The following is an 18556-nucleotide window of genomic DNA, read 5'->3' on the forward strand; positions in this document are numbered from 1 at the left end:
CGATGGGGGCGGCCGGTCTCTGCGTCGGTCGGATGAACGCGGGCGTTCACCCGACCGACGTTATGCCGGAACCCGGAGCCCCGCCATTCGAGCGACCGCCGCCCGCGCGGGCGGCCGGATTCACTGGAGTGCGTGGACCGCGGTGCGGAAGAGGACGGGCGCCCGGTGGGCGGCGGCGACGATCAACCGCCCCGAGGACGGCATGCCGGCGGCGCCCAGCAGTGCCGCGGTGAGCAGGCGGTAGCGTCGCGTGACCCGCGCCCACCGTCGGGGGTAGTCCTCGGGCCGCCCGGCGGTCAGGCAGTCGACCGCGGCCGTCGCGGTGATCACGGCGAGGGCGATGCCCTCCCCGGTCAGGGCGTCCACGTAGCCCGCGGCGTCGCCGACCAGCAGGACACGCCCGGCCCTCGGGCCATGTGCCCGTTGGCGCAGCGGTCCGGCCCCGCGTACGGGGGTGGCCCCCGCGCTGCCCGCGAGCCGGGCCGCGAGAGCGGGGAAGGCGGCCAGATGCCGGTCGTAGGGGCGGCGGTCGCGGCTCAGGACGGCCACCCCCACCAGGCGGTCGCCGACCGGGGTCACGTACGCCTCGCCGTGCCGGGACCAGTGCACCTCGACGTGGTCCGTCCACGGGGCGATCGAGTAGTGGCGGCGCAGACCGTAGCGTCCGGGCCCGGTGACGGGCCGGTCGAGGCCCAGGGCGCGGCGCAGCGGCGAATGGAGCCCGTCGGCGGCGACGAGCCAGCGCGCGGTGAGTCCGGCGGCGGTGACGCTGTCCTCGTCCTGCCGGATCTCCCCCGCCTTCGCGGCGACGACGCGTACGCCGAGGGCTGCGGCCCGCTCGTGCAGGGCGGTGTGGAGTTCGGTGCGGCGGACGCCCGCGCCCGGGCCGCCCCGGAAGGCCGCCTCCGCGCTGCGCCGCCCGTCGGTGTAGCGGATGCCCCGCAGTTCGTGGCCGGCCACCCGTACGCCGAGGTCGCGCAGGGCCGCGACGCCGCCGGGCATGATGCCCTCGCCGCACGCCTTGTCGACGGGGGTGGTGCGCGGCTCGACCACCACCGCCTCCAGGCCCGCCGAAGCGGCCCGGATCGCGGCGGCCAGTCCGGCCGGGCCGCCGCCGACGACCAGGACGTCGATCACGCGGGTGCGTCCGCGGCCGGGAGGCGGGCGAGCGCCCCGTCCTCGCACCGGATCCGCACCACCATGAGCACGGCGTTGAGGGCGGTGAACACGAGGGCGGTCACCCAGGCCCCGTGGACCAGGGGCAGCGCGAGGCCTTCGGCCACGACGGCGACGTAGTTGGGGTGACTCAGCCACCGGTAGGGGCCGCCGGTCACCCGGGGCAGGCCGGGGACCACGATGACCCGGGTGTTCCAGCGGGGGCCGAGGGTGCGGATGCACCACCAGCGCAGCACCTGCGAGGCCATGACGACGGCGGCCATCGTCCAGCCGAGTACGGCCGGGAAGGGGCGTTCGGCGAACCGGACCTCCGCCAGGCAGCCGGCCAGGAGCGCGGTGTGCAGCACGACCATCGCCGGGTAGTGTCCGCGGCCCGATTCGACGCCGCCCCGGGCGAGGCTCCAGCGGGTGTTGCGGCGGGCCACGACGAGTTCGGCGAGGCGCTCGGCCGCGACGGCCAGCACGAGGAGGGTGTACCAGGTGGTCGAGGTCATGGGGGTCTCTCCTTCCTACCAGCGCAGCAGCACCAGTTCGCAGCAGAATCCCGGGCCCATGGCCAGCATCAGTCCGGGGGTGCCCGGCTCGGGGCGGCGCTGTTCGATGGTGTCCCGCAGGACGTGCAGGACCGAGGCCGACGAAAGGTTGCCGACGTCGGCCAGCGAGCGCCAGGTGACGTCGAGCGCACCGTCGGGCAGATCGAGGACCTCGGTGACGGTCTCCAGCACCTTGGGGCCGCCCGGGTGGCACACCCAGTGGGCGACGTCCTTCGGCTTGAGGCCGTGCTCTTCGAGGAACTCCCGTACGTCGTCCGCGAGATAGCGGCGGACGACGTCGGGCACCGCCGGGTCGAGGACCACGGTGAAGCCGGTGCTGCCGATGTCCCAGCCCATGACGTGCTCGGTGTCCGGGTACATCCGGCTGCGGGTGGCCACGATCTCGGGGCCGGCGACGGCCCGGCGGGCGCCGAGGGCGACCACGGCGGCCGCTCCGTCGCCGAACAGCGCGGTCGCCACCAGATTGGCGGGCGACGTGTCGTGGCGCTGGAAGGTGAGGGAGCAGAGCTCGACCGAAAGGAGCACGGCCACGTCGTCGGGGCGGCCGAGGAGGTAGTCGTGCAGCCGGGCCGTACCGGCGGCTCCGGCGACGCAGCCGAGGCCGAAGAGGGGCAGCCGTTTGACGTCCGACCGCATGCCGAGGCGGGTCACGAGCCGGGCGTCGACGGAGGGGGCGGCGATGCCGGTGACCGAGGTGAACATCAGCAGGTCCACATCGGTGGGCCGCAGCCCCGCCGCCCGCAGCGCACCGCGTACGGCCTGGGCGCCGAGGTCCACGGCGGACCGGATGAACACATCGTTGGACGCACCGAAGCCGTCGAGGTCCCGGTAGCCGTCCAGGGGCAGCACGGTGTGCCGGGTACGGACCCGGGCGTTCTCGTGGAGCCGGTCCAGGACACGGCGGTCGGCGCCGGGCGGCAGGCAGGTGCGGGCCACCATGTCGGTGACCTCGCGCTGGGTGTGGCGGTGGGGCGGCAGAGCCCCGTGAACCGCGGCGATGCGGGTCATTCTGCCTCCTGGTTCGGTGGCGTCATGGCCCCATCCTGCCCACAAGGTGCGAGAGAACGGCGTAAAGGACCCGCCCGGTCGCCGCATTGACGGGGCGCCAGGCCCCTACGATCGCCCGATGGACGCCACGGACAGGGTGAGCCGGGCCGGAGCGGACCCGGCCGACGCCAAGTCGGCCGGAGCCGAGCCGGTCGGCGCGCGGCCCGCCGGCGCGGGGCGACGCGGACGGGTCGTGGGGGTCACGCTCGCGTGCCACCCGGGGCCGGCGCTCGCGGTGACCGCGCTCGCGTGCGCCCTCGCCCTCGGCTCCGGGCTCGGCGGCCCCCGCTCCGCGCTGGTCACGGCCGCGGTGCTGACCGGCCAGCTCTCGGTGGGCTGGTGCAACGACGCGTACGACGCGCGGCGTGACGCCGATGCCGGCCGCCGGGGGAAGCCCGCGGCCGACGGCACGGTCGGGGCGCGTGCGGTGTGGGCCGCGGCAGCGGTCGCGCTCGCCCTGTGCGTACCGCTCTCACTGGCCTGCGGGGCCCTCGCCGGCACGGTGCACCTCGCCGCGGTCACCGCCGCCTGGCTCTACAACCTGCGGCTCAAGGCGACCGCCCTGTCCTGGCTGCCGTACGTGGCCGGATTCGGCGCCCTGCCCGCCGTCGTCGCCCTCTCCCTGCCCGGCGGACCGTGGCCCCGGTGGTGGACGGTGGCGGCCGGCGCGCTGCTCGGGTTCGCGGCGCATCTGGCCGACACCCTCCCGGACATCGCGGCGGACCGGGCGGCCGGGATCCGGGGCCTCCCGCACCGGCTGGGCGACCGGGGCACCCGGCTGCTGCTGCCGGTGCCGCTCCTCGGCGCCACGGCCGTGCTGGCGTTCGGCCCGCCGGGACCGGTGGACTCCGCGGGTGCCGCGGCGCTCGTCCTGGCCGGTGCGGCGTCGCTCGCGGGCCCGGCTCTCGGCCGCCGGTGGCGCAAGGCCGCCCTGGCCGGAGCGGTGGCCGTGGCCGCGGTGGATATGGCGCTGCTGCTGGCCCGGGGTGCCTCCGGGGCCTGAACGAGCCCGCCCGATCTGCGATCTGACACCATGTCAGTCGTGACACTCGAATGACATGACCATGCGAAGACCGTTGACAAATCAGAAACAGAGCAGAAATCTATGAACCTCTCACCGCAAAAGATTGACTTGTGCACTCAATTATCGTGGAAGCAGAGGACGTCATGAGATGGAAACGACTCACCGGGCAGTCGATCACCGGGCTGCTGATAGCCGGAATGGTCTCGGTCGGGCTCCTGCCCGTCGCCGCGAGCGCGGCTGAGGCCACCGATCTGGCCCGGGGCAAGCCCGTCGTCGCCAGCGGATCGCACGGCGGGTTCCCGGCCGCCAACGCCAACGACGGCAAGGTCGACAGCTACTGGGAGTCGAACGGGCTGCCGGCAGACCTCACGGTGAAGCTCGGCGCCGACGCGGACCTGGAGTCCGTGGTGGTCAAGCTGAACCCGGACCCGATCTGGGGCAGCCGGACCCAGGACATCCAAGTGCTCGGCCGGGCCCAGGACGGCACCGCGTTCACCTCGCTCCGGGCCCGCGCCGGCTACGCGTTCAACCCGTCGGGCAACCAGAACACGGTGACGATCCCGGTGGACGGCCGGGTCGCCGACCTCCAGCTCAAGTTCTTCGCCAACACCGGGGCACCCGGCGGGCAGATCGCCGAGGTCCAGGTCCTGGGGACGGCCGCGCCCAACCCGGACCTGACGGTGAGCGCTCTGTCCTGGAGCCCCTCGTCCCCGTCCGAGACGGACGACATCACCGTCGAGGGGACCGTCCGCAACGCCGGTTCGGCCTCCTCCCCCGCGACGACCGTCAATGTGAGCCTGGGCGGCGTGGTCGTGGGCAGCGCGCCGGTCGGCCCGCTCGCCGCAGGAGCCTCGGCCCCGGTCTCGGTCGAGGTCGGCAAGCGGCCGCAGGGCTCGTACACCGTCTCGGCACTGGTGGACCCGACCGACACGGTCGTCGAGTCGGACAACGCCAACAACAGCCGTACCACGGCCTCCCCGCTGATGGTCGGGCAGAGCCCCGGCCCCGACCTGGAGGTCCGCTCCATCTCCTCCAGCCCGGCCAATCCAGCCGTCGGCGCGGCGGTCACCTTCACCGTGGCGGTGCACAACCGCGGCACCAGCGCGGTGAGCGCGGGCACGGTCACCCGTCTGACCGTCGGCTCCACGACGCTCAACGGCACCACACCGGCCATCGCGGCGGGCGCGACCACCAACGTCACGGTGGGCGGCAGCTGGACGGCGGCGAGCGGCGGCGCGACGCTGACCGCCACCGCGGACGCCGCGAACCAGGTCACGGAGACCAGCGAGACCAACAACACCTTCGCCCGCTCCATCGTCGTCGGGCGCGGCGCCGCCGTACCGTACACCGAGCTGGAGGCCGAGAACGCCACCTACCAGGGCACGCTGCTGAAGTCGGACGCCGAGCGCACCTTCGGGCACACCAACTTCGCCACCGAGTCCTCAGGACGCGAGTCGGTGCGGCTCAACTCCACCGGCCAGTTCGTTGAGTTCACCTCGACCGCCCCGTCGAACTCGGTCGTCGTGCGCAACTCCATCCCGGACGCGCCGGGCGGTGGCGGCCGCGAGGCGACCATCAGCCTGTACGCCGACGGTCAGTTCGTCCGCAAGATCGACCTCTCCTCGAAGCACAGCTGGCTGTACGGGAACACCGACAGCCCCGAAGGACTCACCAACACCCCCGGCGGCGACGCACGGCGGCTGTTCGACGAGTCGCACGCCCTGCTCACGCAGACCTATCCGGCGGGCACGAAGTTCCGGCTCCAGCGCGACGCGAGCGACAACGCCTCCTTCTACATCATCGACCTGATCGACCTGGAGCAGGTGGCGGCGCCCTCGTCCCAGCCCTCGGGCTGTGTGTCTATCACGACGTACGGCGCGGCGGCGAACGACGGGATCGACGACACGGCGGCGATCCAGCGCGCGGTGACGGCGAACCAGACCGGTCGGATCGACTGCGTGTGGATCCCGGCCGGCCAGTGGCGCCAGGAGCAGAAGATCCTCACCGACGACCCGCTCGACCGGGGTCAGTTCAACCAGGTCGGCATCCGCGATGTGACGATCCGGGGCGCGGGCATGTGGCACTCCCAGCTCTACACCCTCACCCCGCCGCACGAGGCGGGCGGCATCAACCACCCGCACGAGGGCAACTTCGGTTTCGACATCGACGAGAACACGCAAATCTCCGACATCGCCATCTTCGGCTCCGGCACCATCCGCGGCGGCGACGGCAACCACGAGGGCGGCGTCGCACTGAACGGCCGGTTCGGCAAGGACACGAAGATCAGCAACGTCTGGATCGAGCACGCCAACGTGGGCGTCTGGGCAGGTCGCGACTACACCAACCTCCCGGAGCTGTGGAACCCGGGCGACGGCGTCGAGTTCACCGGGATGCGGATCCGCAACACGTACGCGGACGGCATCAACTTCGCCAACGGCACCCGCAACTCCACGGTCTACAACTCGTCGTTCCGCAACACCGGCGACGACGCGCTGGCGGTCTGGTCCAGCAAGTACGTCAAGGACCAGTCCGTCGACATCGGCCACGACAACAGCTTCCGCAACAACACCATCCAGCTCCCGTGGCGGGCCAACGGCATCGCGATCTACGGGGGTTACGGAAACAAGATCGAGAACAACCTGATCTCCGACACGATGAACTACCCGGCCATCATGCTGGCGACCGACCATGACCCGCTGCCCTTCTCCGGGCAGACACTGATAGCCAACAACGGCCTGTACCGCACCGGCGGAGCCTTCTGGAACGAGGACCAGGAGTTCGGCGCGATCACCCTCTTCCCGCAGAACCTGCCGATCCCCGGAGTCACGATCCGTGACACGGACATCATCGACTCCACCTATGACGGCATCCAGTTCAAGACGGGCGGCGGCCTGATGCAGGACGTCAGGATCGAGAACGTCCGGATCGACAAGTCCAACAACGGATCCGGCATCCTGGCGATGGGCGGCGCGCGCGGCAACGCGACGCTCACGAACGTGACGATCACCGACTCGCGCGACGGCCACGTACTCATCGAGCCCGGTTCGCAGTTCACGGTCACCGGCGCCCCGAACGGCGCACGGGCCAAGCGGTAGCCGCTGTCGTGTTCCCGGGCCGGAGGATCGCCCCCGGCCCGGGAACACGCCTTTCCACCCGAGGAACTGGGTCCCGCACGGCTCTGGGAAGTGCAGGGGCCCGGGGCTACCCTCCGCGCATGATTCCCACGGTTGTCTGGGGTACCGGCAACGTCGGCCGCGCGGCGATCCGCGCCGTCGAGGCCCATCCGGCACTGACACTCACCGCCGTCCTCGTGCACCATTCCGCCAAGGTCGGCCGCGACGCGGGCGAGCTCGGCGGGGTGGGGCGCCCGCTCGGGGTCGCGGCCACCGACGACATCGCCGCCGTCCTGGCCGCCCGCCCCCGGGCAGTGGTCTACGCGGCGTCCGGCGACATCCGTCCCGACGACGCTCTCGCCGACATCGGCCGGGCGCTCCGGGCCGGCGCGGTGGTCGTCACACCCTCCCTCTATCCGCTCTACGATCAGCGCAACGCCCCACCGGAGCTGCGGGACCCGGTCCTGGCCGCCATCGCCGAGGGGGGCGGTTCGCTCTTCGTCTCCGGGGTCGACCCCGGCTGGGGCAATGACGTCCTGCCCCTGCTGGTCAGCGGGCTCGGTACCGAGGTGGACGTCATCCGCTGCCAGGAGATCTTCGACTACTCCACGTACGAGCAGGAGGAGTCGGTGCGCCATCTGATCGGCATGGGGCACCCGATGGACTACGAGCCGCTGATGCTGGCGGAGAGCGTTCCGACGATGGTGTGGGGCGGTCAGGTACGGCTCATGGCGCGGGCGCTGGACATCGAGCTGGACGGGATCCGCGAGACCATGGACCGCCGGGCCCTGGAGTCGACGGTACGCACACGCACGATGGGCAAGTTCGCGGCGGGCACGCAGGGGGCGGTGCGCTTCGAGGTGCAGGGCGTCGTGGCCGGCGTGCCGCGCATCGTCATCGAGCACATCACCCGGATCCATCCCTCGTGCGCCCCGGACTGGCCGTCCCCGCCCGACGGGGTGGGCGCGCACCGGGTGGTGATCGAGGGCCGCCCCCGTATCGAGGTGACGGTCGAGGCCTCCGACGAGGACGAGAACCGGTCGGCGGGCGGGAACGCCACCGCGGTCGGGCGGCTCGTCTCCGCCATCGACTGGCTGGTGGACGCGGAGCCGGGCCTGTACGACGCACTGGACGTTCCGCTGCGGCCTGCCGTCGGCAGGCTGGGAAGGAGACCGGCATGATCATCGACATCCCGGAGGGCCAGGAGCCCATCGGCTACGTGTGGGGGGAGATGGTCCCCGGCATCGGCATGGCCGCCGCCGCCTTCTCGATGTCCGTGTACGAGCACACGACGCTGGGGCTGCGGGAGTTCGAGGCGGCCAGACTGCGGGTCGCGCAGATCAACGGGTGCCTGTTCTGCCTGGACTGGCGGACCGAGCGGGACGGGGCGAAGGTCGAGGAGGAATTCGCCGGCGCGGTGACCGAGTGGCGTACGACCGGCGCCTTCGACGAGCGCACCCGGCTGGCGGCGGAGTACGCCGAGCGGTACACGCTCGACCACCACGGTCTGGACGACGCCTTCTGGAAGCGGATGACCGCGCACTACAGCCAGGCGGAGATCGTGGAGCTGACGATGAGCATCGGCTCGTGGCTGGCGTTCGGGCGGCTCAACCATGTGCTGGGGATCGACGCGGTGTGCGTCCTGCCCGGTCACGGGTGAGGGGCGGACGCCTCCTGACGGGGTCCGGGGCCGCCGGGTTGGCACTCCCGGCCCCGGACTCTCCGCGATTCCCCGCATCCTCCGGATCGCCTACAGATCGGTGGCGATGATCCGTTCGATGTTGCGCTCGGCGAGCGCGGTGATGGTGACGAACGGGTTCACGCTGGTGTTGCCGGGGATCAGTGCGCCGTCGATGACGTACAGGCCCGGGTAGCCGTGCAGCCGGCCGTAGTTGTCGGTGGCCTTGTCCAGGACCGCGCCGCCCAGCGGGTGGTAGGTGAGGTGGTCGCCCCAGATCTTGTGGACGCCGAAGAGGTCCGTGCGGTAGATCGTCCCCTCCTTCTGGTTGACCTTGTCGAAGATGGTCTTCGCGGCGTCGATGGAGGGCTGCTTCCACGCCGTCTGCCAGTTCAGCTCGGCTTTCCCCGCCGCGGCGTTCCAGGTGAACTGCGCCCGGTTCGGGTTCTTGGTGATGGAGAGGTAGAACGAGGCCCACGTCTCGATCCCGGTGGGCAGCGGCGCGACTTCGGCGAACGCTCCGCCGGCCTCCCAGTTGTCGATGCCGCCGGTGGGGATCGACGACTGCACCTTCCCGGTCGGGTCCCAGAGGTGGTTGGCCCGGCCGCACATGACGTTGCCGTTGTCGCCCCACCCCTTGCCGACCTCGCTGTTGAGGAGGGGCAGCGCGCCCGTGGCCTTGAGGCCGACGAGCAGCTTGCTGGTGCCGACACTGCCCGCGGCGAAGAACACCTTGTCCGCCGTGACGGTCTTGGTGGCGGTCGTCCGGCCGACGGTGTCCAGCTGGTCGATGAGCACCGTGTAGCCGCCGCCCGGGGCCGGGGTGACCCTGGTGACCTGGTGGAGCGCGGAGATGGTGACCCGGCCGGTGGCCCTGATCCGGTCGAGATAGGTCTTCTGGAGCGATTTCTTGCCGTAGTTGTTGCCGTAGAGGATCTCGGCGTCCAGGGCCGACTTGGGGACGGTCCCGGCCGCCTCCTGCTTCATGTAGTCCCAGTCGTAGACGGCGGGAACGAAGAGGAACGGGAAGCCGGAGCGCTGGGCGTGCTTCCGGCCGACCCGGGCGTACTGGTAGCAGTCGGCGCTGTCGAACCAGGCGGGATCGATGGTGGTGACGCCCAGTCCGCTGTTGGCGCGCGGGTAGTAGGTGCGGTACATCTCCTCGGCGTTCACCGTGGGGAGGATCGCGCCGAAGTTCTCCCGGCGTGGGGTGACGGCCATACCGCCGTTGACCAGGGACCCGCCGCCTACGCCGCGGCCCTGGTAGACGGTGATGCCGGCGAACTCCTCGGCGTCCAGGATACCGGTGTAGCGGTTGACGCCCTTGTCGATGGGGAAGCCGAGGAAGTTGCTCAGCGGCTGCTTGGTCCGGGTCCGCAGCCAGAAGGAGCGGTCGTCGGGTCTGGTGGTGTTGGCGAAGATCTTGCCGTCCGCGCCCGGCGTGTCCCAGGCCATGCCCATCTCGACCATATGGACGTCGACGCCGGCCTGGGCGAGCCGGAGGGCGGCCACGGAGCCGCCGTATCCGGTGCCGACGACCAGCACCGGCACTCGGGCCCCGGAGCCGATCGGCGCCGCTGCCGCCCGGACTCCCGCCCACGCCGGTGCGGAGTGCCCGGCGATCGCCGCAGCACCCAGAAGAGAACCCGTTCCAGCGATGAATCTTCGACGCGAGACACCCTTGGTCTCGCCGTCCCGCATGGTGGTGTCGCTCATGTGACCTACCTCACTCTCGACAGAGTGAAACAGGTTCTACTGTCGATGGCGTGGTAAGTCACTAGAAACTTGGGGGTAACTTCCCGGTACGCCCGAGGGGCCCCGGACCATGAGGATGCTGTTGGCCAGCAGCATCCATGAGGTCCGGGGCCCCTCGGGCTCGGCGCGCAGGGATCAGTAGGCGCCGAAGACGTTGTCGATCGAGCCGTACCGGTCCGCCGCGTAGTTGCACGCGGCCGTGATGTTGGCGACCGGGTCGTAGCTGTCGGTCGAGGTGCCGGGCACGTGGTAGGCCTGGAAGGTCGGGTCGATGACCTGGAGAAGCCCCTTGGACGGGGTGCCCTTGACCGCGTTGGAGTCCCAGTTGTTGATCGCGGCCGGATTGCCCGAGGACTCGCGCAGGATGTTGCGGTGGATGCCCTCGTACGTGCCGGGGATGCCCTGCTCGGCCATGACCGCCAGCGACTCCTTGATCCAGCCGTCGAGGTCGTTCGTGTACGTGACGGCCTTCTCCTTCTCCGCGGCCGGAGCGGCCTTTGCCACGGGAGCGGCGTCGACGCGCTCCGAACGGTCGGCACGGTCCGTCTCGGCACCACGCACGGCGGACGGGGCAGCCTTGGCGGCCTCGTCCGCCTTACCGCCCGAAGCGGCCGCGGCCTTGGCTCCGAGGGTCAGCTTGATACCGGGCTGAATAAGATCGGGATTCTCTCCGATGATCTTCCGGTTGTCTTCGTACAGCTTCTCCCAGCCGCCGCTGACGGAATATTCGCGGGCGATCTTGGAAAGCGTCTCACCGGCCGCCACGGAATGCTGGGCGGGCGCCACGGCCTGCTGCGGCGCGGGGGCCGCGAAGGCACTGGTGGCGCCTATCACGGGGAGGGCGAGGACGGCTCCACCGGCGGTCACGGCGGCGAGGCCGCGGCGCAGCGAGGCGGACTGGGAACGACGGTGCTTACCCTGTGCGGGCATGGGGGATTTCCTCTCCGGCGCCTGCGAGGTGAGCTGTCGGGTTCAGACGGGAGATGTCTGGCCGCACGGTCGTGCGACTTCACCCCAAGCCGTTCCGGTTACGGATCGACGACTTACCTGGGTCCCCCGCTCCTGCCGTACGTGAGTGGGTTTCGGATTCCCGGACGGCGGCAGGATTCGGCGTTCCATCCGGATTGACGGTGACCGTAGGCGAGAAACGTCGAACAGAACAAGCCCCGCATTCCGGATTCCCTTTTCCACGCAAGATCGAAAGGCGGAATCGCCGGATCGGGTCACTCCGTCACGTCGTCAACTTTCTTCGCACAGAAGGGAACCGACGCTTCCACTTCTGCGTCCGCCCGCTCGGACGTGACGCTCACCACTCCCTCGCGGTGATGGCGAAAACAAGGTCAAGCAAATGCCCCAGCAGCCCCAATAGAACCCTTATCAAGCAGAATGCTCAAAAGAAACAAATCGCCCATATCGACACGACAAAACGGGCTAATCGGACACTCTAGGCAGGGCCGGTCGAAGGGCCCGCGGGGCGATCGCTTACGGTGTGCGGTGGAGACTAGTAAGCCAACCCTTACCTCCGACGTACGCTGTACCTGCCCGCGTTCGCCCGCCCCGAAGGATCACCACGCCATGACACGCCCCGTCCGCGTCGCCATTGTCGGAGCCGGCCCCGCCGGTATCTACGCTGCGGACGCGCTGCTCAAATCCGAGGTCTGCCAGGACCCGGGGGTCTCCATCGACCTCTTCGAGCGCATGCCCGCGCCCTTCGGTCTCATCCGTTACGGCGTGGCCCCCGACCACCCGCGGATCAAGGGCATCGTCAAGGCCCTGCACCAGGTGCTGGACAAGCCCCAGATCCGGCTCTTCGGAAACGTCAGCTACCCGCACGACATCGGCCTGGACGACCTGCGGTCGTTCTACGACGCGGTGATCTTCTCCACCGGCGCCGAGGCCGACCGGGCGCTCGACGTCCCCGGCATCCAGCTGGACGGCTCCTACGGCGCGGCCGAGTTCGTCTCCTGGTACGACGGGCACCCCGAGGTCCCGCGCACCTGGCCGCTCACCGCGGAGAAGGTCGCCGTGCTCGGCGTCGGGAACGTGGCCCTGGACGTGGCCCGCGTCCTGGCCAAGACGGCGGACGAGCTGCTGCCCACCGAGATCCCGGACAACGTGTACCAGGGCCTCAAGGAGAACAAGGCGCTGGAGGTGCACGTGTTCGGGCGGCGTGGCCCCGCACAGGCCAAGTTCAGCCCGATGGAACTGCGGGAGCTGGACCACTCCCCCAACATCGAGGTCATCGTCAACCCCGAGGACATCGAGTACGACGAGGGCTCCATCGCGACCCGCCGGGAGAACAAGCAGGCCAACATGGTCGCGCAGACCCTGGAGAACTGGGCGATCCGCGATGTCGGCGACCGCCCGCACAAGCTGTTCCTGCACTTCTTCGAGTCCCCGGTCGAGATCCTCGGCGAGGACGGCAAGGTCGTGGCGCTGCGCACCGAGCGCACCGAGCTGGACGGCACCGGCAACGTCCGGGGCACCGGTCGGTTCACGGACTGGGACATGCAGAGCGTCTACCGTGCCGTCGGCTACTACTCGGAGGAGCTGCCCAAGCTCCCCTTCGACGTGGCCTCCGGCACCGTGCCGCACGAGGCGGGGCGCGTCATCGCCGGCGACGAGCACATGGCCTCGGTCTACGTCACGGGCTGGATCAAGCGCGGCCCGATCGGCCTGATCGGACACACCAAGGGCGACGCGAACGAGACAGTCGCCTGCGTCCTGGAGGACCGGGCGGCCGGCCGGCTGCCGGAGCCGGCCACGCCCGCGCCGGAGGCCGTCGAGGCCTTCCTGGCGGACCGCGGCGTCCGCTACACGACCTGGGAGGGCTGGCACAAGCTGGACGCCCACGAGCAGGCGCTGGGCACGGCCCAGGGCCGTGAGCGGATCAAGGTCGTGGAGCGCGAGGGGATGCTGGAGGCCTCCGGCGCCTTCGCGCCGGCAGAGCAGCCGGCCGACGCCTGATCAACGCCTCAGCGGCGCCTGACCGGCACAGGCGCCTGACCGGCAGGACGACTCTCAGGAGGCCGGATCCGGTGCGCCCGCCGTGGGCCCCGGGTCCGGCCTCCTGAACGTGCGCCACAGGTCGGGGCCGGGCGCCCCGCCCTCCCGGGGCCGGCGGATCTCCGGGGTCTTGGCCCACCGGGCGGCGAGCAGGATCGCGATGTCGTCGGGGCGGTCGGTGGCCGCCCTGGCCTCTCCGATGACCTGGTCGGCCGTCTCGGCCAGGGGGACCGCGCCGATGCGCTCGACGGTGGCACGCAACCGCTCGATCCCCTCGTCGATGTCCGTCCCGGGGCGCTCGATCAGCCCGTCCGTGAACAGGGCGAGCATCGCGCCCGGTTCGAGGTGCATCTCGGTGACCGGATAGGCCGCCTGCCCGTCGATCCCGAGCACGATGCCGCCGGGCAGGTCCAGCACTTCCGTCCGGCCGTCCGCCCGCCGCAGCACGGGCTGCGGATGCCCCGCCCGTACGGCGCGGGCCACTCCGGTCACCGGGTCCAGCGCGATGTAGCAGCAGCTCGCGAACTGTCCCGGGTCGAGGTCGATGAGCAGCCGGTTCGTCCCGCTCATCACCTCCTGGGGATCGTGTTTGCTCAGTGCGAACGCCCGTACCGCACTGCGCAGTTGCCCCATGGTCGCGGCGGCGGAGACACCGTGTCCCTGTACGTCGCCGATGATCAGGGCGAGTTCGTGGCCGGTCTCGATGACGTCGTACCAGTCGCCGCCCACGTCCATGCCCTGGGTGCCGGAGAGGTAGCGCCCCAGGGTGTCCACCCCGTCCACCTCGGGCAGCCGGTGCGGCAGCAGGGCGTTCTGGAGTCCGCGGGCGAGGGCCGACTCGCTGTCGTAGCGCCGGGCGCGCTTCAGTGCCTGGGCGATGAGTCCGGCCAGTGCCGTCAGGACCGTGCGTTCCTCCGGGCTGAAGCCGCGGGGGCGGTCGAACCCGAGGATGCAGGAGCCGACGGGCCGCCCCGAGGCGATCAGCGGCAGGAACGCGCGGGCCCCGACGTCCGCGTCGATCGGAATGCCCGGATAGGCCTCGGCCAGGCGCTGCATGGACTCGAAGAACATCGGGCGGCCCGTGGTCAGGGTCTCCACCCCGGGAATGCTGACGTCGAGCTCGACCCCTTCGAAACGGTCGAGGAAGCCCTTCGGGAACCCCGTCTCGAAGGCCAGATGGAGATGGCCCTCGTCCAGGAGATAGATGGCGAGCCGGCGGCCGCCGAACGCGGGCAGCAACTCCTCCGTGACCACCTCGGAGACCTGACGTGCCGTGACCGCCTCGGTCAGCGCGATGGCGAGGGCCACCGGCCGGTACAGCGCCGAGGAGCGGTCGGCGGTCGAGCCGATGCCGAGGCCGGGCGCGGTGACCGAGCCCGGGGCGTAGTCCGGCCGGTCCGTCTCCTGGAGGACGACGCTCACCCCGTCGTGGCCCGGGTACAGGGAGACCGACAACCAGCGCGAGGGCGGGCGGCGGGCGAGGAAGTGGACGGGCTCGTCAGCCATCAGGGCGGCCCGGTAGTGGTCCTCGTAGGCCTCGTGCCCGAACCACGGCAGGGCCTGCCACACGACGTGACCCACGAGCTCCTCCCTGGAGTGGCCGAGCAGCTCCTCGGCGAGGCCGTTCGCGTAGGTGATCCGGCCCAGCCGGTCGAGGGAGAGGACGCCGCGCGGCAGCCGGTCGGCGGCCTCCGCCACGACGGGCCCCGCGCCGAGGTCGACCAGGAAGCCGCTCAGACGGCTGGCGGACGCATCGCCGACCGGGTGCGTCCAGCGGCCGGACAGCTCCAGCAGATGGGACCGGCCGTCGGGGCCGCGCAGCCGCATCCGCCGGACGACCGGTTCGGCCGACTCCACCGTCTGACGGGCCAGCGCCCACAGCCCGTACACGTCCTCCGGGACCAGCCGTTCGGCGAGCGCGTCCACGGTGCCCGGGAAGGCGGCGGGCTCGAAGCCGAGGATCGCGCAGAGTTCGTCGTCGGCGGCGACCCGCCCGGAGTGCAGGTCCCAGTCGAAGCGGCCGACGCGGACCGGGGGCGTGGTGGCGGCGGGCAGTTGCACGGGGACCGGCTCGGTCTCCCATACGCAGTCGACGCCCCGTTGGTCCAGATCGGTGAGCGCGTCACCGAGGCGGTGGCCCAGGCGGTGCAGCCGGTCGCCGTCGGCGGGGGCCACCGGCTGCCCCGGCGTGGAGGCCCGCAGGATCACCAGCACGCCCAGGCTCCCCCGGGGTCCCGTGATCGGCACCCACAGCGAACCGAACGGGAACGGAAGTCCGGCCATCAGCTGCGGGAACCGGCGCATCGCCTCCTCCGCGTCGGAGAGCAGCACGGGGCGGCCCGAGCGGTAGGCCTCGGACAGCGGGAAGGGCCGGTTCACCTGCATCCGCCACCAGGGCCGGAACAGCGGTCCGGGCAGTCCGGCGAGCACCGCGAGCCGCAGGAGCCCCGGCGTCCGGCTGCGGAGGTAGACACCGCCCGCGTGGCCGTCGCTCGACTCGACGGCGCTGACGAGGGCCTGCGCGAGTACGAGGGACAGTTCGTCGGGCGCTCGGCCACCCTCGTGTCCCCCGGCCGCGGCCCCGTTTCCGGCGGGCGGGGGATGCCGGGGCGTTCCGTGCCGGGTCACACAGCCAGCATGCTCCCGGTGCCGGGTACCCCGCACCTCCGGCGACAGGCCGCCCCCCGACGGCCGGTCGTCGGACGCGGCCTCAGTACAGCTTGGCGACGGCGGTACGCGTCGCTTTCCTGAAGCCCTCCAGCGGTGCGCCGTCGAGTTCACCCAGCTGTCCCCACTCCACGACGGTCACGGCCCTGCCGTCGCGGCCCACGGAGTAGAGCCCGATGTCGGTGGAGCCGACCTCCGGGTAGGACGTGTCGATGCTGTAGACGTGCGCGCCCTCCTCGATGTCGACACGGCCGTGGTAGAAGGCCTCCCCCTCCAGGCCGGGGTCCTGCGCCTTCAGCCGGTCGAGGCAGGTCTCCAGAGCGCTGCGCAGCTCGGCGGCGAGCGCCTTGGCCCGAGCGGTGGTGGTGGCGACCGTGATGGTCTGGCGGGCGCCGGTGTCCAGTTCGGTGCGGAAGTCCCGGTGGCGGGTGCCGGCCGCCGGGGCGATGCCGGCGGTGCACACCGACCCTTCCGCGGGCACTCCCTGGCGTACGGGACCGGCCGTCCAGGGTGTGGTGGAGGCGGGCAGCTGGCCCGCGCTCAGGAACTTCGGCTGGACGGGAGCGGGGGCCGGCGCCGCGGCGGCGGGCACCTGGGCCAGTGCGGTGACGGCCAGGCCCGCGGCAGCGGCGGTCAGGGCTGTGGTGCGAAGGGTGCGCATGGTGAGGTTTCCCCGTTTCGGATGGTGCGGTCAGGTGGTCGTACGGCGTCCGCCGAGGCGTGCGGAGCCCGCTGAGGGGCCCTGCGGCGGCGGTACGGGAACGAGCACCAGCCTGGGCCGCCGCACAGGACGCCGACAAGCGCGACACGGGTTCCCGCCGGGCTGGAACCGTCCCACCCCTGGTGACGTGGGTGTTCTCGGGGGGCTGGAACGCCCTGGAACGGCAGCGGGGGGGGGGCGAGCGTGTCGGGTGACGCCGAGGGGGCCGCGCGGGCGGTGCTGGCGGAACGGCTGAGCGCGCTGCGGGAGCGGTCGGGCCGGACGTACGCGTCGCTGGCCCGCCGGATCGGGGTCAGCGGCTCGACGCTGCACCGGTACTGCACGGGGCGGACGGTGCCTGCGGAGTTCGCCCCCGTGGAGCGGCTGGCCCGCCTGTGCGGCGCACCGGCCGGGGAGCGGGAGGCACTGCACCGTCTGTGGATCCTGGCGGACCGCGAACGCCTCGATCGCCAGGGGGCGGCGGAGGAGAAGCCGGCGGGGAAGGCTGACGCCGGGGCTGAGACTGACGCTGGGGCTGGGGCTGGGACTGACGCGGGGACTGGGACTGGAGCCGGGGCGGAGGCGGATCCGGCGGAAGTCGTGCCGGTGGACGGATCAGCCGGGGAGACCGCGTCACCCGGGCGGTGGCCGGCGCTGCCCCACGCCGTCGGGGCCGCCGGGCCGTCCGCCGGGGCTGTGTCCGGGCCGCCGCCGTCCGCGGCCCACGAGCCGTCCGGCCACACCGGTCCTCGCCCGGGGCCGGCTTCCGTCGCCGGTGAGGTGGCCACGATCGGCGGGACTCCCCGGGGGCCGGGGTCCCGGTCGCGTCGAGCACGCCGGTACGGGCAGGGGCTCGGTGTCCTCGCCGCCGCGGTGCTCACTCTCACCCTGGTCGCGGCCTTGGGAGGGACGTCGCTCCCGGGCACGGACCGGCGCCCGTCGGTGGCCCAGCGGCCGGACGGGCCCCCGGCGGCCGGCCCGCAGCCCTCGCCTTCCGGCTCCCTCACGCCCGGGAAGCCGCAGGGCACGCCGAGCGCCTCCCCGCGCCGATCGCCGTCCGACGGCACCCGGCCGGCGACCGTGCCGCCCGGCGTCGAACAGCGGAGGGAGGCCCTCCCCCGGGCGTCTGCGGGTTCGCCGGGCCCGACGACCGGACGTGTGCCGTTCACCTGGACCGCCGACGACCACGTCTGGAAGAACGGCTGCGACCACTCCTACCTCGTCGACCGGGCGCCTGCCGCCGTCCCGCCGCCTCCGGTCGAGGCGGACGCGGCGTCCTGGGCCGGAGCGCTCGGCGCGGTGCACGCGGGCGAGGCCGGTGTCCGGATCACGTTGCAGGGCGAGGACGAGCGGGCCGTGGTGCTGGAAGCCCTGCGGATCCGCGTGGTCGAGCGTCGTTCGCCGGCGGAGGGCCGGGTCTACCGAATGAGCTCCGGCTGCGGCGGTGCCCTCACCCCGAGGACGTTCGACGTGGATCTCGACGCGCCCCGCCCCGTCGCCCGCCCGGTCGCGGGCAACGACTCGGGCGAGCCCATCGAGGCGGTCGCCTTCCCGTACAGCGTCTCCGTCACCGATCCCGAGGTCCTCCTGATCACGGGTCGCACGGTCGGCTGCGACTGCGCCTGGTTCGCGGAGCTGACCTGGAGCGCCGGCGGCCGGTCCGGCACGGTGCGCATCGACGACGGCGGGCGGCCGTTCCGTACGAGCGGGGTGCGGGGGCGGCCCGTGCTCGACTACGACACGGGCACCGGCCGCTGGGTGTCCGTGCCGGACGCCGGGGAGGCCGCGTCCTGAAGCGGCGGCCTCCGCGCGGAGGCGCCCGGGGGCGGATGCGCC

Annotated in this window: 13 protein-coding genes and 1 riboswitch; of the genes, 6 read left to right on the forward strand and 7 right to left on the reverse strand. The window is 72.0% G+C overall.

Annotated elements, in window-relative coordinates; genetic code table 11:
- Window positions 1-120: 120 nt before the first annotated feature.
- Genes AB0F29_RS15800 through AB0F29_RS15810 form a run of 3 tightly spaced genes read right to left on the reverse strand, consistent with a single transcriptional unit; the run spans window position 121 to window position 2738 of the window.
- The gene (locus AB0F29_RS15800; protein WP_361872137.1) at window positions 121-1137 is read right to left on the reverse strand and encodes an NAD(P)/FAD-dependent oxidoreductase; all 1017 of its coding nucleotides are present in this window, start codon (window positions 1135-1137) and stop codon (window positions 121-123) included.
- Window positions 1134-1670 (reverse strand): isoprenylcysteine carboxyl methyltransferase family protein, encoded by a 537-nt coding sequence (locus AB0F29_RS15805; protein WP_361872140.1) that lies wholly within the window; start codon window positions 1668-1670, stop codon window positions 1134-1136. Before AB0F29_RS15805 ends, AB0F29_RS15800 begins: the two co-directional genes overlap by 4 nt.
- Window positions 1671-1685: 15 nt before the next feature.
- Entirely contained in the window at window positions 1686-2738 is a 1053-nt protein-coding gene (locus AB0F29_RS15810; protein WP_361872143.1) for a 3-oxoacyl-[acyl-carrier-protein] synthase III C-terminal domain-containing protein, read from the reverse strand.
- 118 nt (window positions 2739-2856) lie between these two features.
- On the opposite strand from AB0F29_RS15810, the gene AB0F29_RS15815 reads away from it, so the two are divergent.
- From AB0F29_RS15815 to AB0F29_RS15830, 4 genes are all read left to right on the forward strand, one after another.
- Window positions 2857-3780, forward strand: a complete 924-nt coding sequence (locus AB0F29_RS15815) for a UbiA family prenyltransferase (protein WP_361872146.1) — start codon at window positions 2857-2859, stop codon at window positions 3778-3780.
- A 164-nt stretch (window positions 3781-3944) separates the two neighbouring features.
- A complete protein-coding gene (locus AB0F29_RS15820) occupies window positions 3945-6896 on the forward strand; it encodes a CARDB domain-containing protein (protein ID WP_361872149.1) in 2952 nt (983 codons plus the stop codon).
- A gap of 119 nt (window positions 6897-7015) precedes the next feature.
- On the forward strand, window positions 7016-8095 hold the full coding sequence (locus tag AB0F29_RS15825) for a dihydrodipicolinate reductase (protein WP_361872152.1): 1080 nt from the start codon (window positions 7016-7018) through the stop codon (window positions 8093-8095).
- Entirely contained in the window at window positions 8092-8574 is a 483-nt protein-coding gene (locus tag AB0F29_RS15830; protein ID WP_361872155.1) for a carboxymuconolactone decarboxylase family protein, read from the forward strand. Before AB0F29_RS15825 ends, AB0F29_RS15830 begins: the two co-directional genes overlap by 4 nt.
- Before the next feature lie 90 nt (window positions 8575-8664).
- On the opposite strand, the gene AB0F29_RS15835 is transcribed toward AB0F29_RS15830, so the two are convergent.
- On the reverse strand, window positions 8665-10308 hold the full coding sequence (locus tag AB0F29_RS15835) for a GMC oxidoreductase (RefSeq protein ID WP_361872157.1): 1644 nt from the start codon (window positions 10306-10308) through the stop codon (window positions 8665-8667).
- A gap of 174 nt (window positions 10309-10482) precedes the next feature.
- Window positions 10483-11277: a LysM peptidoglycan-binding domain-containing protein gene (locus AB0F29_RS15840; RefSeq protein ID WP_361872160.1), complete on the reverse strand. Its 795-nt coding sequence runs from the start codon at window positions 11275-11277 to the stop codon at window positions 10483-10485.
- Between the two features lie 5 nt (window positions 11278-11282).
- A riboswitch (cyclic di-AMP (ydaO/yuaA leader) is annotated at window positions 11283-11470 on the reverse strand.
- Window positions 11471-11922: 452 nt separating this feature from the next.
- Here AB0F29_RS15840 and AB0F29_RS15845 point away from each other — a divergent pair.
- Window positions 11923-13314, forward strand: coding sequence for an FAD-dependent oxidoreductase (locus AB0F29_RS15845; protein WP_361872163.1), 1392 nt, complete (start codon window positions 11923-11925; stop codon window positions 13312-13314).
- Window positions 13315-13368: 54 nt separating this feature from the next.
- Here AB0F29_RS15845 and AB0F29_RS15850 read toward each other — a convergent pair whose 3' ends face one another.
- Together AB0F29_RS15850 and AB0F29_RS15855 are read right to left on the reverse strand one after the other, a co-directional pair.
- Complete coding sequence (locus tag AB0F29_RS15850; RefSeq protein WP_361872165.1) at window positions 13369-15981, reverse strand: SpoIIE family protein phosphatase; 2613 nt, start codon at window positions 15979-15981, stop codon at window positions 13369-13371.
- A gap of 82 nt (window positions 15982-16063) precedes the next feature.
- Window positions 16064-16681 (reverse strand): hypothetical protein, encoded by a 618-nt coding sequence (locus AB0F29_RS15855; protein ID WP_361872168.1) that lies wholly within the window; start codon window positions 16679-16681, stop codon window positions 16064-16066.
- Window positions 16682-16924: 243 nt separating this feature from the next.
- Between AB0F29_RS15855 and AB0F29_RS15860 the strand changes: the two genes are divergently transcribed.
- On the forward strand, window positions 16925-18514 hold the full coding sequence (locus AB0F29_RS15860) for a helix-turn-helix domain-containing protein (RefSeq protein WP_361872171.1): 1590 nt from the start codon (window positions 16925-16927) through the stop codon (window positions 18512-18514).
- Window positions 18515-18556: the final 42 nt, after the last annotated feature.

Origin of the sequence: Streptomyces sp. NPDC026589, from assembly GCF_040638385.1 — a bacterium.
Classification (GTDB): Bacteria; Actinomycetota; Actinomycetes; order Streptomycetales; family Streptomycetaceae; genus Streptomyces.